The organism is Streptomyces sp. NPDC055287 (genome assembly GCF_053646035.1).
In genome coordinates, this window is the sequence record NZ_JBSHNE010000002.1 from 500,060 (window position 1) to 513,973 (window position 13,914).

The 13,914-nt window shown below is 70.8% G+C and carries 12 protein-coding genes; 6 read left to right on the forward strand and 6 right to left on the reverse strand.

Annotated features, from left to right (window positions below; genetic code table 11):
* Window positions 1–54: 54 nt before the first annotated feature.
* Window positions 55–1,308, reverse strand: coding sequence for an acetate kinase (locus ACWIHY_RS05600; protein WP_454374297.1), 1,254 nt, complete (start codon window positions 1,306–1,308; stop codon window positions 55–57).
* Window positions 1,305–3,380 (reverse strand): phosphate acetyltransferase, encoded by a 2,076-nt coding sequence (gene pta, locus ACWIHY_RS05605; protein ID WP_454374298.1) that lies wholly within the window; start codon window positions 3,378–3,380, stop codon window positions 1,305–1,307. The genes ACWIHY_RS05600 and pta overlap by 4 nt, the downstream gene beginning before the upstream one ends.
* A gap of 263 nt (window positions 3,381–3,643) precedes the next feature.
* Between pta and ACWIHY_RS05610 the strand changes: the two genes are divergently transcribed.
* Window positions 3,644–4,669 (forward strand): ATP-dependent 6-phosphofructokinase, encoded by a 1,026-nt coding sequence (locus ACWIHY_RS05610; protein WP_454374299.1) that lies wholly within the window; start codon window positions 3,644–3,646, stop codon window positions 4,667–4,669.
* An 84-nt stretch (window positions 4,670–4,753) separates the two neighbouring features.
* On the opposite strand, the gene ACWIHY_RS05615 is transcribed toward ACWIHY_RS05610, so the two are convergent.
* The 3 genes from ACWIHY_RS05615 to ACWIHY_RS05625 all read right to left on the reverse strand — a co-directional run bounded on the left by ACWIHY_RS05615 (window position 4,754) and on the right by ACWIHY_RS05625 (window position 7,929).
* A complete protein-coding gene (locus ACWIHY_RS05615; protein ID WP_454374300.1) occupies window positions 4,754–5,428 on the reverse strand; it encodes a helix-turn-helix domain-containing protein in 675 nt (224 codons plus the stop codon).
* Between the two features lie 165 nt (window positions 5,429–5,593).
* Entirely contained in the window at window positions 5,594–6,316 is a 723-nt protein-coding gene (locus ACWIHY_RS05620) for a response regulator (RefSeq protein WP_454374301.1), read from the reverse strand.
* A complete protein-coding gene (locus ACWIHY_RS05625; protein WP_454374302.1) occupies window positions 6,313–7,929 on the reverse strand; it encodes a sensor histidine kinase in 1,617 nt (538 codons plus the stop codon). The genes ACWIHY_RS05620 and ACWIHY_RS05625 overlap by 4 nt, the downstream gene beginning before the upstream one ends.
* 139 nt (window positions 7,930–8,068) lie before the next feature.
* On the opposite strand from ACWIHY_RS05625, the gene ACWIHY_RS05630 reads away from it, so the two are divergent.
* Window positions 8,069–9,448, forward strand: coding sequence for a cation:dicarboxylate symporter family transporter (locus tag ACWIHY_RS05630; RefSeq protein WP_454374303.1), 1,380 nt, complete (start codon window positions 8,069–8,071; stop codon window positions 9,446–9,448).
* Between the two features lie 84 nt (window positions 9,449–9,532).
* On the opposite strand, the gene ACWIHY_RS05635 is transcribed toward ACWIHY_RS05630, so the two are convergent.
* A complete protein-coding gene (locus ACWIHY_RS05635; RefSeq protein WP_454374304.1) occupies window positions 9,533–10,135 on the reverse strand; it encodes a TetR/AcrR family transcriptional regulator in 603 nt (200 codons plus the stop codon).
* Between the two features lie 96 nt (window positions 10,136–10,231).
* Between ACWIHY_RS05635 and ACWIHY_RS05640 the strand changes: the two genes are divergently transcribed.
* The 4 genes from ACWIHY_RS05640 (at window position 10,232) to trxA (ending at window position 13,790) form a co-directional block, all read left to right on the forward strand.
* Window positions 10,232–11,911, forward strand: coding sequence for an MFS transporter (locus ACWIHY_RS05640; protein WP_454374305.1), 1,680 nt, complete (start codon window positions 10,232–10,234; stop codon window positions 11,909–11,911).
* Between the two features lie 165 nt (window positions 11,912–12,076).
* Complete coding sequence (locus ACWIHY_RS05645; protein ID WP_454374306.1) at window positions 12,077–12,958, forward strand: NAD(P)-dependent oxidoreductase; 882 nt, start codon at window positions 12,077–12,079, stop codon at window positions 12,956–12,958.
* A 55-nt stretch (window positions 12,959–13,013) separates the two neighbouring features.
* Window positions 13,014–13,418, forward strand: coding sequence for a MerR family transcriptional regulator (locus ACWIHY_RS05650; RefSeq protein ID WP_454374307.1), 405 nt, complete (start codon window positions 13,014–13,016; stop codon window positions 13,416–13,418).
* A 42-nt stretch (window positions 13,419–13,460) separates the two neighbouring features.
* The gene (gene trxA, locus ACWIHY_RS05655; RefSeq protein WP_454374308.1) at window positions 13,461–13,790 is read left to right on the forward strand and encodes a thioredoxin; all 330 of its coding nucleotides are present in this window, start codon (window positions 13,461–13,463) and stop codon (window positions 13,788–13,790) included.
* The last annotated feature ends 124 nt before the right edge of the window (window positions 13,791–13,914 follow it).

Here is a 13,914-nt window from a genome sequence, read left to right on the forward strand (position 1 = left end):
GTTTCGCTGCGGAATATTCCGTCTGGTGGAATGTACAAATGGGCGGGAGGCCGCTCAGGCGTTGACCAACGCATACGTCTGCCGGGCGATTTCCAATTCCTCGTCGGTGGGTACGACGGCGACCGCGACCCGGGCGTATTCCGGCGAGATCAGCCGCGCCGCGTCCGCCCGTACGCCATTGAGATCCGCGTCCACCACCAGGCCCAGCTCCTCCAGACCCGCGACCGCGGCCGCGCGCACGGGCGCCGCGTTCTCGCCGACACCCGCAGTGAACACCACCGCGTCGACCCGGCCGAGAACGGCGTAGTAAGCGCCGATGTATTTCTTCAGCCGGTGGATGTAGATCTCGAAGGCCAGCAGAGCCCGCTGATCCCCCTCGTCGATACGCCGGCGGATCTCCCGCATGTCGTTGTCACCGCACAGACCGACCAGCCCGCTCTTCTTGTTCAGCAGTACGTCGATCTCGTCCGTGCTCATCCCGGCGACCCGTTCGAGGTGGAACGTCACCGCCGGGTCGATGTCACCGGAGCGCGTACCCATCACGAGCCCCTCCAAGGGGGTGAGCCCCATGGAGGTGTCCACGCACTCCCCGCCGCGCACGGCGGACGCCGAAGCCCCGTTGCCCAGGTGCAGCACGATGACGTTGACCTCGGACGGGTCCTTGCCCAGCAGCTTGGCCGTCTCGCGCGAGACGAACGCGTGCGAGGTGCCGTGGAAGCCGTAGCGGCGGATGCGGTGGGCGTCGGCGGTCTCGACGTCGATCGCGTAGCGGGCCGCCGACTCCGGCATCGTCGTGTGGAAGGCGGTGTCGAAGACCGCGACCTGCGGCAGGTCGGGGCGCAGCGCCTGGGCCGTGCGGATGCCGGTGATGTTCGCCGGGTTGTGCAGCGGGGCGACCGGGACGAGCCGCTCGATCTCCGCCATGACCTCGTCGGTGATCACGGTCGGCGCGCTGAACTTCAGGCCGCCGTGGACCACGCGGTGGCCGATGGCGGCCAGCTGGGGGGAGTCCAGACCGAGCCCGTCGCGCGAGAGCTCCTCCGCGACGGCCTTCAGCGCGGCGTCGTGGTCGGCGATCGGCCCGGTGTACTCACGCTTCCCGCCCTCGGCGCCGGGGCCGGCGAGCGGGCTGTGCACCAGGCGCGAGGTCTCCTCACCGATCCGCTCGACCAGACCGGCGGCGAGGCGCGAGCTGTCGCGCATGTCGAGCAGCTGGTACTTCACCGACGAGGAGCCGGAGTTGAGGACGAGGATGCGGGTGGCAGCGGTCACGGGTACGGCGCCTTCTCGGGTCGGGGTGGAAGTCATGCGCTCGCGTCCTGGGCCTGGATCGCAGTGATGGCGACCGTCTGGACGATGTCCTGGACCAGGGCGCCGCGCGACAGGTCGTTGACCGGCTTGTTCAGGCCCTGGAGGACCGGGCCGACGGCGACGGCGCCGGCCGAGCGCTGCACGGCCTTGTAGGTGTTGTTGCCGGTGTTCAGGTCCGGGAAGATCAGCACCGAAGCCTGACCCGCGACCTCGGAGCCGGGCAGCTTGGTCGCGGCGACCGACGGCTCGACCGCCGCGTCGTACTGGATCGGCCCCTCGACCAGCAGGTCGGGGCGCCCGGCGCGCACCAGCTCGGTGGCCTCGCGCACCTTGTCGACGTCCGCGCCGGTGCCGGAGGAGCCCGTCGAGTACGACAGCATCGCGATCCGGGCGTCCACACCGAACTTCTCGGCCGTGGCCGCCGACTGGACGGCGATGTCCGCCAGCTGGACCGCGTCCGGGTCCGGGTTGACCGCGCAGTCGCCGTACACGAGCACCTTGTCGGCGAGCAGCATGAAGAAGACCGACGAGACGATCTTGGCGTCCGGCTTGGTCTTGATGATCTCGAAGGCGGGGCGGATGGTCGCGGCGGTGGAGTGCACCGAGCCCGAGACCATGCCGTCGGCCAGGCCCTCGTGGACCATCAGCGTGCCGAAGTAGTTGACGTCGGCGACCACGTCGTACGCCAGCTCCACGCTGACCCCCCGGTGGGCGCGCAGCTTCGCGTACGTCTCGGCGAAGCGGCCGCGCAGCTCCGAGGTCTGCGGGTCGATGAGCTGCGTCTTCGTGAGATCGATGCCCAGGTCGGCGGCCTTCTTGCGCAGGACGTCGACGTCACCGAGCAGCGTCAGGTCGCACACGTCGCGGCGCAGCAGTACGTCGGCGGCGCGCAGCACGCGCTCCTCGGTGCCCTCGGGCAGCACGACACGGCGGCGGTTCGAGCGGGCCCGCTCCAGCAGCTCGTGCTCGAACATCATCGGCGTGACACGGCCGCTGCGGGCCACCGCCATGCGCTCCAGCAGGTCGTTGGTGTCGACGTACCGCTCGAAGAGACCGAGAGCGGTCTCCGCCTTGCGGGGGGTCGCGGCGTTCAGCTTGCCCTCCAGGGCGAAGAGCTCGCCCGCAGTGGGGAATGAGCCGCCGGCCACCGAGACCACGGGGGTGCCGGGCGCGAGGCGTGCGGCCAGGGTGAGCACCTCGTCGCCGGGGCGCTCGTCGAGGGTCAGGAGTACGCCCGCTATGGGCGGGGTCCCGGCGCTGTGCGCGGCGAGCGCGCCCACCACCAGGTCGGCGCGGTCGCCGGGGGTCACCACGAGGCAGCCGGGGGTCAGGGCGTTCAGGAAGTTCGGCAGCATCGCGCCGCCGAAGACGAAGTCCAGGGCGTCGCGGGCCAGACCCGCGTCGTCGCCGAGCACCACCTTGCCGCCGAGGGCGTGGGTGATCTGGGCGACCGTGGGGGCGGCCAGCGCGGGCTCGTCGGGCAGGACGTAGCAGGGCACCGGGAGGCGGGCCTCCAGGCGCTCGGCGACCTCCGCGCGGTCCATCGGGGCCACCCGGTTGGCGACCATCGCGAGGACCTGGCAGCCGAGTGCCTCGTACGCGCGGTACGCGTTGCGGGTCTCGGCGCGGACCGCGTCGGCGGGCTGCTTCCTGCCGCCGACCACGGGGATCACCGAGGCGCCGAACTCGTTGGCGAGGCGGGCGTTGAGGGCCAGTTCCTCGGGCAGCTGGGTGTCGGCGAAGTCCGTGCCGAGGACGAGGACGACCTCGTAGTCCCGCGCCACCTGATGGAAGCGGTCGACGATACGCGCGACCAGCTCGTCGGTACCCTTCTCGGCCTGGAGAGCCGCGGCCTCCTGGTAGTACATCCCGTACCCGGTCGCCGGATCCTGCGACAGCCGGTACCGGGCGCGCAGCAGGTCGAAGAGCCGGTCCGGGCCGTCGTGCACCAGGGGGCGGAACACGCCCACCCGGTCCACCTGGCGCGTCAGGAGCTCCATGACTCCCAGCTCAATGACCTGCCGGCCGTCTCCCCGGTCGATCCCGGTCACGTACACGCTGCGCGTCACGCGTGCTCTCCGTCCAGATAGGGTGGTCTTGCCCTCTTGACAATACCTGTGTGGGTGGATAGGGCGCCCGCCGGGCGGAGGGCCTGTGAGGCCCCGGACCGCAGGCCTCGCAAGGGCGGATCGCCACGGTCTCCAAAGCGTCTCCGGACGGGCCGGGACGGGCCCCGATATGAGGAGTGGCCGAAAGCGCCGAGCCCATGCGAGCCGTGAAACAATCGGATTCTGGCTCACATGTACCACTAGCGAGCAGGAGACACAGCACGATGCGTATCGGAGTTCTCACCGCAGGCGGAGACTGCCCCGGCCTGAACGCAGTGATCCGGTCGGTCGTGCACCGTGCCGTGGCGGGTCACGGCGACGAAGTCATCGGGTTCGAAGACGGTTTCAAGGGACTGCTCGACGGCCACTACCGCCCCCTCGACCTCAACGCCGTCAGCGGCATCCTCGCCCGCGGCGGTACGATCCTCGGCTCCGCGCGCCTGGAGCGCGACCGGCTGCGCGAAGCGGCAGAGAACTGGCACGACTTGGCGGAGCGCTCCGGCATCGACGCGCTCATCCCGATCGGCGGCGAGGGCACGCTCACCGCGTCCAGGATGCTGTCCGACGCGGGGATGCCGGTCGTCGGCGTACCGAAGACCATCGACAACGACATCAACGGCACCGACCGCACCTTCGGCTTCGACACGGCCGTGGGTGTCGCGACCGAGGCCATAGACCGTCTGAAGACCACCGCCGAATCGCACCAGCGCGTGATGGTCGTCGAGGTCATGGGCCGGCACGCGGGGTGGATCGCGCTGGAGTCCGGCATGGCGGGCGGCGCGCACGGCATCTGCCTGCCCGAGCGGCCCTTCGAGGTCGACGACCTCGTGAAGATGGTCGAGGAACGCTTCTCGCGCGGCAAGAAGTTCGCGGTCGTCTGCATCGCGGAAGGCGCGCGTCCGGCGGAGGGTTCCATGCCGTACGAAAAGGGCGCCATTGACCAGTTCGGCCACGAGCGCTTCACCGGCATCGGCAACCGGCTCGCCAGCGAGCTGGAGAAGCGCCTCGGCAAGGAGGCCCGGCCGGTCATCCTCGGTCACGTCCAGCGCGGCGGCACTCCCACGGCGTACGACCGTGTCCTCGCCACCCGCTTCGGCTGGCACGCGGTGGAGGCGGTGCACCGTGGCGACTTCGGCAACATGGCGGCGCTGACCGGCACCGAGATCACGATGGTGCCGCTGGCGGCGGGGGTCGAGGAGCTGAAGACGGTTCCGGAGAAGCGGATGTACGAGGCCGAATCGGTCTTCTGAGCCGCGCCGCCCTCGCCGGCCCACCTGCCTGCCGCACCGGCCGGGCGTCCCTGCGACCCCCTCGTGGACGATCAGGGCCGCCCGTCAGGGCATCAGCTTCCAGAAGTGGCTGACGATCTCGTCGATGAATTCCCGGCCGTTCGCCCCGTCCCCCGAGCCCCCGCCGCTCCAGCTGAGCGTCGACACCATCCGTGACTGGTAGTCGGAGTGCAAGCGCTGGAGCGCGTCCTCCAGTTGGTGGCGCGGCACGGGAACCAGCTTGGCCGCCGGCCGCACGTACGCCTGCCAGCGCGTCGTCACCGCGCTGCCCAGCACCTCGGCCAGGTCCTCGTCGCGGCCCGTCGCCGTCACGAATTCCTGCGGCGTGAGGCCGAGGACCTCGGAGAGCGCCGCGGACTGCCGTTCGTTGCCCCGCCAGCGTCCCGCGTCCTCCATGCGCTGGTACGCGTTCGCCTCCACGCCGACCATCCGCGCGAGGTCCGGCGCCGCCAGGCCCCGCGCCATCCGGTGCTCGCGCAGCGTGCCCGGGGCGGCGATCAGGTCGCCGACCGCGCACCAGAGAACTCCGGCGAGCGCGGTGATCTCCTGCATGCCCGGTGCGCGCTGTCCGCGCTCCCAGGCGACGACGAGGTCGGGGCCGATGTTCAGGCCGTACTGCGCACGGAGTCCGTAGGCGACATGGCCGGGCGCCATGCCGAGGGCCTCGCGCAGTTGGCGCGCGGCGAGAGAGTTGAAAGGCGGAGAGGGGTGCACGGGCACACCGTATGGAGGGGAGGGCCGCTTTGACTACGGTGCGTTCACCCAAGATCACAACTCGTAGGAACGTCCTACGTTCCTACGATCGCTCCTGCCACCCTCAGGTTACCCTCCGGTCACCCCTTCCGCTCCACCCGGCGCGACCGCGGGCGGCGCGCGGGAACACCCTCAATCCCCGTGCGGGCCGTCAACTTGCCCTCGTCGTACGGCGATCCAGCGGTAGTGCAGCTCAGGGCGCCCGACCTGGCCGTATTGCGGACTGCGCTCGGCGCGGCCCGCCGAGACCAGGTGTTCCAGGTACCGGCGGGCGGTGATCCGCGAGATCCCGAGCGCGGCGGCGGCCGCCGCCGCGGTGGTCCCGGCGGGCGATTCGCGCAGGGCACGGGTCACCGCCTCCAGCGTCGGGGCGCTGAGCCCCTTCGGGAGCGCGGCCGGCTGGGGCGTGCGGAGCGCGGCGAGCGCGCGGTCCACCTCGTCCTGGCCGCTGGCCTCGCCGGCGGCGGCGCGGAACTCGGCGTAACGGGTGAGGCGGTCGCGCAGGGTGGCGAAGGTGAAGGGCTTCAGTACGTACTGGACGACGCCGAGGGACACCCCTTCGCGTACGACGGCGAGATCGCGGGCCGAGGTGACGGCGATGACGTCGGCGGTGTGGCCCGCGCCCCGGATGGAACGTACGAGCTGAAGGCCGTGGCCGTCGGGGAGGTACAGATCGAGGAGCAGCAGATCGACGGGACCGCGGTCGAGCGCCCGGACGGCGGCCGCGCGCGAATGCGCCACCCCGGCGACGCCGAAGCCGGGTACGCGGCCGACGTACAGGGCGTGGGCGTCGGCCGCGACGGGGTCGTCCTCGACGACGAGGACACGGATCGGGGGCGGCGCACCGGCAGTCATGGATGCACCCTCTCGTTCGCCGCCGCGGGCAGCGGCAGGCGTACCGTGAACTGCGCGCCGCCGTCCGGCGCTTCGGTCAGCGCTATCGTGCCGTCCGCGCGGTGCACCGCCTGCCGGACCAGCGCCAGCCCCAACCCGCGCCCCGGGCTCTTCGTCGACCAGCCGCGGGCGAAGACCGCGTCCGCCGACGCGGGGGCGACCCCCGGCCCCGTGTCGCGGACGCGCAGCAGCATCTCACCGGCCTCGTCGGAGCGGGCCGTCACCGTGACGCGGGCGCCGTCGCTGCCCTGCGCCGCGTCCACGGCGTTGTCGATCAGATTGCCCAGGATCGTCACCAGGTCGCGGGCGGGGAGCGTGCCCGGCAGGAGGCCGTCGTCGATCATGCTGTCCTCGTCCAGTACGAGCGCCACGCCCCGCTCGTTCGCCTGCGCCGCCTTGCCCAGCAGCAGCGCCGCCAGGACCGGCTCGCCGACCGCGCCGACGACCTGGTCGGTCAGGGCCTGAGCCAGCTCCAGCTCCGCCGTGGCGAAGTCCACCGCCTCGTCCGCGCGACCGAGTTCGATCAGTGAGACGACGGTGTGCAGGCGGTTCGCCGCCTCGTGGGCCTGCGAGCGCAGCGCCTGGGTGAATCCCCGCTCCGAGTCGAGCTCGCCGGAGAGGGCCTGGAGCTCGGTGTGGTCGCGCAGGGTCACGACCGTACCGCGCTTCTCCCCGCCGCTCACCGGGCGGCTGTTGACGACGACCACCCGGTCCGCCGTCAGATGCACCTCGTCCACGCGCGGCTCGGAGGCGAGGAGCGCCGCTGTCAGTGGGCCCGGCAGATCCATTTCGGCCACCGGGCGGCCGACCGCGTCCGGTCCGAGCCCGAGCAGCTCACGCCCGCCGTCGTTGATCAGCGCGATGCGCTGGTGCCCGTCCAGCATCAGCAGCCCCTCGCGCACCGCGTGCAGCGCCGCTTCGTGATAGTCGTGCATCCGACTGAGCTCGCCGGCGTTCATGCCGTGCGTGTGCCGCCGCAGCCGGGCGTTGATGATGTACGTACCCAAGCCGCCCAGGGCGAGCGCGCCCGACGCCACGCCGAGCAGCGCCGCCACCTGCTGCCGCATCTGCGCGCTGATCGTCTCGATGGTGATGCCCGCGCTGACGAGGCCGATGATCCGCCCGCCCCGGGCCCCGGTGTCCCGTACCGGTGCCACAACGCGCACCGACCGCCCCAGCACCCCCACGTACGTCTCGTCGAACGTGCGGCCCGCCAGGGCGGGGCCCGTGTGCCCCAGGTATGTCCTGCCGATCTGCTGCGCCTCCGGATGCGTCCAGCGGGTGCCGTCCGGCGCCATGATCGTGACGAAGGTGACGCCGGCCTCCTTGCGCAGGGCTTCCGCGTACGGCTGGAGGAGACCCGTCGGGTGGTCGGACCGGGCCGCCTCGATCACCGCCGGGGACTTCGCCACGGCGGTGGCGGTCGCGAAGGCCTGGCGCCGCGCCGTCTCCTCGGCCTGCGACCGGTCCGAGACGTACGCGAAGACCGCACACCCCGCGACGATCGCCGCCACCAGCACGACCTGCATCGCGAAGAGCTGGGCGGCCAGGCTGCGGGGTCGGGGAAGGCGCATGCGGCAAGTGTGCCTGAGGGCGCGTGGCCGAAAACTCGTGAACGAAATGCACGCAACGGTGACGGCCGTCACAGCGTGATGGATAGTCGCCGGGACCCAACGGGACGTGGGTAACGCAGGACAATCCGAGGAGGACCCCGTGGCAGGGAAAGCAGCCGCAAGACGGGACCGCACGCACTATCTGTACATCGCCGTCATCGTCGCCGTAGTGCTCGGCGTCGCCGTGGGCTTCGCCGCCCCCGGTGTGGCCGTCGAGCTCAAGCCGCTCGGCACCGGCTTCGTCAATCTGATCAAGATGATGATCTCGCCGATCATCTTCTGCACGATCGTGCTGGGCATCGGCTCGGTCCGCAAGGCCGCCAAGGTCGGCGCGGTCGGTGGCATCGCACTCGGCTACTTCACCGTGATGTCGCTGGTCGCCCTCTCCATCGGTCTGGTCGTCGGCAACGTGCTGCACCCCGGTGACAGCCTGGCGGTGACCGACGCGGTCAAGGAGGCGGGTCAGGGCCAGGTCGCGGCGGAGGCCAAGGACACGGTCGAGTTCCTGCTCGGGATCATTCCGACCACGTTCGTCTCCGCCTTCACCACGGGCGAGGTCCTGCAGACCCTCCTCGTGGCGCTGCTCGCCGGTTTCGCCCTGCAGGCCATGGGCCCGGCCGGGCAGCCCGTCCTGCGCGGGGTCGAGCACATCCAGCGGCTCGTCTTCCGCATCCTGGCCATGGTGATGTGGGCGGCGCCGATCGGTGCCTTCGGCGCGATCGCGGCTGTCACCGGCTCGGCCGGTCTGGACGCTCTCAAGAGCCTCGCGGTGCTGATGCTGGGCTTCTACGTCACATGCTTCCTCTTCGTCTTCATCGTGCTCGCCGCGCTGCTGCGCCTCGTCGCGGGCCTCAACATCCTCACGTTCTTCAAGTACCTCGGCCGTGAGTTCCTGCTGATCCTGTCCACTTCGTCCTCCGAGTCCGCCCTCCCGCGGCTCATCGCGAAGATGGAGCACCTGGGCGTCAGCAAGCCGGTGGTCGGCATCACGGTTCCGACCGGCTACTCCTTCAACCTCGACGGCACCATGATCTACATGACCATGGCCTCGCTGTTCATCTCCGACGCCATGGGCTCCCCCATGTCGATCGGGGAGCAGATCCCGCTCCTGCTCTTCCTCCTCGTGGCGTCGAAGGGCGCGGCGGGTGTCAGCGGCGCCGGCCTGGCCACCCTGGCCGGCGGCCTCCAGTCGCACCGCCCGGAACTGGTCGACGGCATCGGCCTGATCGTCGGCATCGACCGCTTCATGAGCGAGGCGCGCGCCCTGACGAACTTCGCGGGCAACGCGGTGGCGACGGTGCTGGTCGGCACATGGACGAAGGAGATCGACAAGGAGAGGGTCGACCAGGTACTGGCGGGCCTGGTCCCCTTCGACGAGAAGACACTGGTCGACGACCACGCCCCGGCCGGTCCGGCCGGCGAACAGCCGAAGGACCTGCCGGAGGCGCGGGACGGCGACAAGGCGGAGGTGAAGGTCTAGCCGGACTCCAGGCGGATTTCCTACGGCGCAAGGGGCGCGGCCGGTGACGGCCGGGCCCCTTGCGCCGTACGCGTTCCGGTGGCTCTACTGCTCGATCGAGGCCAGCAGTCCGGTCACCCGCTCCAGCGGAACACCCGCCGTGAGCAGTGCGGTCGACGCCGCCGCGCGGCCGCCGTCGGCCGCGTCCAGCTCGCCGTCGTTGACGGCCTCCATCAGGCCGAAGAGCGTCTGCTCGTGTACGTAGCCGAGGGCGGCCGGGGGCAGCGGAGAGGTGAACACGCCGTCGGCCGCGCCGCGCCGGAGCAGGTCGACGCACTCCTTGCGGACCGGGGCCAGGCGTTCCTTGATGCCCTGCATCGTGACGCTGCGCTGGGCGAGGGCGACCAGCAGGCGGTAGCGGTCGGCGATCCGCCAGACCGCGAGCGTGGCGCGGGCCAGGGCCTCCGCCGGATCGCTGACACCGTCACGGCCGGTCGCGTGGGCCTCGGAGACCGCGGCCACGGCGTTGTCCACGAGCGCCGCGACGAGTGCCTCGCGGCTCGGGAAGTGCCCGTACACCGTCCTGCGGACGACGCCGGCCGCCCGCGCGATCTGGTCCATCGAGGCGTCCGGGTCGCGCAGCAGCTCGGCGAGCGCGACATCCAGGATGCGGCGGCGGTTGGCGTCGGCCCTGATACCGGAGGTCATACCCCCATTTTGCACATGGCTGTGCACCCCGTTAAATTGCACATGGTTGTGTAGTTGCACAGGCTTGTGCAAGATCGTTCGGAGGGATGTGGAGTCATGCGCCTGGTCGTGAACCAGCCGGTGGAGGAAATGGAGCAGCCGTACCGTCGGCGGTGGTGGGCGCTCCTCGTCCTCTGTCTGAGCCTGCTGATCATCGTGATGGCGAACACCGCCCTGACGGTCGCCGCCCCCGACATGACCCAGGACCTCGGGCTCACCAGCTCCGACCTCCAGTGGGTCATCGACGGCTACACCGTGCCGTACGCCGCCCTGATGCTGCTGCTCGGCGCGATCGGCGACAAGTACAGCCGGCGCGGGGCGCTCGTACTCGGCCTCGTCGTCTTCGGCGCGGGAGCGGTCGGCGGGTCGCTGGTGGACAGCTCCGAGGGCGTGATCGCGGCCCGCGCGGTGATGGGTGTGGGCGCCGCGATGATCATGCCCGCCACCCTCTCGCTCCTCGCCGCGACCTTCCCGCGCGCCGAGCGCGCCAAGGCGATCGTGCTGTGGACGGCGACCGCCGGACTCGCCATCGCCGCCGGGCCCCTGGTCGCCGGCGCGCTGCTGGAGAGCCACGGCTGGGCATCGACGTTCCTGATCAACGTGCCGGTCGCGGTTCTCGCGATCCTCGGCACGTTCGTTCTCGTACCGCCGTCGAGGGCCGCCCACCACGGGCGCATCGACCATGTCGGAGGGCTGCTGTCCGTCGTCTGGATCGCCGCCCTCGTCTACATGATCATCCAGGGACCGCACTTCGGCTGGGGCGCACAGGCGATCACCGCCGCCGTCGTCGCCGGGGCCGGACTCGTGCTGTTCGTGGTCTGGGAACTGCGCCACCCGAGGCCCGTTCTGGACGTACGCCGCTTCCTCGACCGGGGCTTTGCCGGCTCGAACCTCGCCGTCGCCCTCTTCTTCCTCGCGGTCTTCGGCGCGTTCTACTTCCTCACCCAGCACCTCCAGTTCGTGCTCGGCTACAACGCCTTCGAGACGGGCGTACGGATGCTGCCGCTGGCCGGCGCCGTCTTCGTCGGCTCCGCACTGACCGGGTTCCTCACCCCGCGCCTCGGCATGAAGATCACGGTCACGGCGGGAATGGTGGGAGGCACGGCCGCCCTCGCGCTGCTCACCCGGATCGACGCGGACTCGGCGTACGGCGACTTCGTCCTGCCCCTGGTCATCCTGGGGCTGGCCATCGGCCTGTCCCTGTCGCCGTGCACCGACGCCATCATGGGCGCCTTCCCCGAGTCCGAACTGGGCGTCGGCGGGGCCGTCAACGACACCTCGCTGGAACTCGGCGGCTCGCTGGGTATCGCCATCCTCGGTTCGGTGCTGGCCGGTTCGTACTCCTCGCACCTCGCCGACGCCACGGCCGGAACGAAGCTGCCCGCGGACGCGCTGACCACCGCCCAGGACTCGGTCGGCGCCGGATACGCCGTCGCCCAGGGCATCGGCGACCAGGCGAAGCAGCTCGCGGGCCAGGCGGCGAAGGCCGGTACGCCGGAGCAGGCCGCGCAGCTCAAGGACCAGGCCGGGCAACTGTCCCAGGGCGCCCGGCAGATGGCGGAGGCGGTCGACGGAGCCTTCGCCGACGCGGTCGCGCACACCAGCCTGATCGGCGCGGCGGTCCTCGGTGCCGGAACGGTCCTCGTCGCCGTACTCCTGCCGCGGGGGCAGCGCGCGGCCCGGGTGGCCGAGGAAGGGGCAAGGAGCGAGGCGGAGCCTGCGCGGACCGGTGGGTGAGTCCGGCCGCTGCGTACCTTCCTGACGGAAAGGGGCCTGCCGCTCTCGGGTGCCGAGACATCCGGGAAGCACACCTTCGCGGCCGTCACCGACCTGAGTGCGTACGGGTACTGACAAAAAAGTGGGTACTTGTCCGACCGGCGGTGGCACCGAAGCATGGGGGCCATGACTTCCCATCATCTTGCTCCCGTTGCCGTTCTCGGTCTCGGCGCCATGGGCCGCGCACTCGCCGGCGCGTTCCTGGACGCCGGGCACCCCACCACCGTCTGGAACCGTTCGGAGGGAAGGGGCGATGACCTCGTCACACGCGGCGCGGTCCTCGCCCGGACCGCCGAAGAGGCCGTCCGCTCCGCCGAGCTGACCGTCGTGTGCGTGGTGGATTACGACGCCTCGCACGCGATCCTCGAACCGCTGGCCGACGCCCTCGCCGGACGCGTCCTGGTCAACCTCACGTCCGACTCCCCTGAGCGCGCCCGTACGGCGGCGGCCTGGGCCGACGAACACGGCATCGGGTATCTGGACGGCGCGGTGATGGTGCCGACGCCGCTCGTCGGCGGGGCGGAGGCGCTGATCCTGTTCGCCGGTTCGCGGCCCGCTTTCGAGAAGTACGGGACCACCCTCAAGGCCCTGGCCGGGCGGGCCGCCTACCTGGGCGAGGACCACACCCTCGCCGCCGTCTACGACCTGTCGATGCTCGACCTCTTCTACGCGAGCATGTCGGGCCTGGTGCACTCCTTCGCCCTGGCGCGGGAGCACAACGTCGACGCCAAGGCTCTCGCGCCGTACCTCGGCTCCATCGCCGCGATCCTGCCCGACATCGCGTCCGGCATGGCGGCCGCGATCGACGCCGGCGACTACGACGGCCGGCAGGCCAACCTGAGCATGATGACCGCGAGCGTCGACCACCTGCTGCACATGTCCCGTGACCGGGGCCTCGACACGGGACAGCTGGAGGCGATCAAGGCCGTCGCCGACCGTGCGATCGCCGGGGGACACGGCTCGGACGACTGGGCAAGCACCATCGAGGTGCTCAAGCTCAAGGACTGAGACCCCGGATCTCCTCCCTTGCCTTGACGCCGACGTCAAGGATTACCGTCGGGGCATGCGAATCGGCGAGCTGGCGGAGCGGGCGGGGACAACCACCCGGGCGCTGCGCTACTACGAGTCACGCGGACTCCTCCCCGCCCGGCGTGCGGTCAACGGCTACCGCACGTACGACGAGGACGACCTGCGCCTTCTCCAGCAGATCCGGACCCTTCAGGACTTCGGATTCGACCTGGAGGAGACCCGCCCCTTCGTGGACTGTCTGCGGGCAGGCCATCCGGCGGGCGACTCCTGCCCGGCATCGCTGGATGTGTACCGGCGCAAGCTGGCCGAACTCGACGCCTTGATCGGCCAGTTGGACGCCGTCCGCACCCAGGTGGGCGCCCAGCTCGCCCGCGCCGAGCTCGAAGCCGGTGCGGCGCTGCCGGGCGGCCCCGAGCCGCGCTGCGAACTGGCCGATTGACCGACTGGCCGACTGACGGAATGCCGGACCGAGGAGACAATGATGGTGCAAGCAGTGGGAGTGGACGCGGTCACGGACGCGACCTTCGAAGCCGAGGTACTCAAGGCCGGCGGGCCCGTCCTGGTGGAGTTCACGGCCGACTGGTGCGGCCCCTGCCGTCAGCTCGCGCCCGTACTGAGTGAGGTGGCCCGCGAGGAGGCCGACCGCCTCAAGGTCGTCCAGCTCGATGTGGACGTCAATCCCGAGACCACGGTCAAGTACGGCGTGCTGTCGATGCCGACGCTCATCGTCTTCCGTGACGGCGAGCCTGTGAAGCAGATGGTCGGTGCGCGCCCGAAGCGCAAGCTCCTCCTGGAGCTGGCGGACGCGTAACCGGACCGGCCGGCGCGCTGACGCGGGCAAAAGAAATACCCCGGGGAATTGACACCCGGGGTATTTCTCTGCGTATATTGAGCGTTTCTGCGACCTTGTTTAGAATTGGTCACAGAGGTGCCGC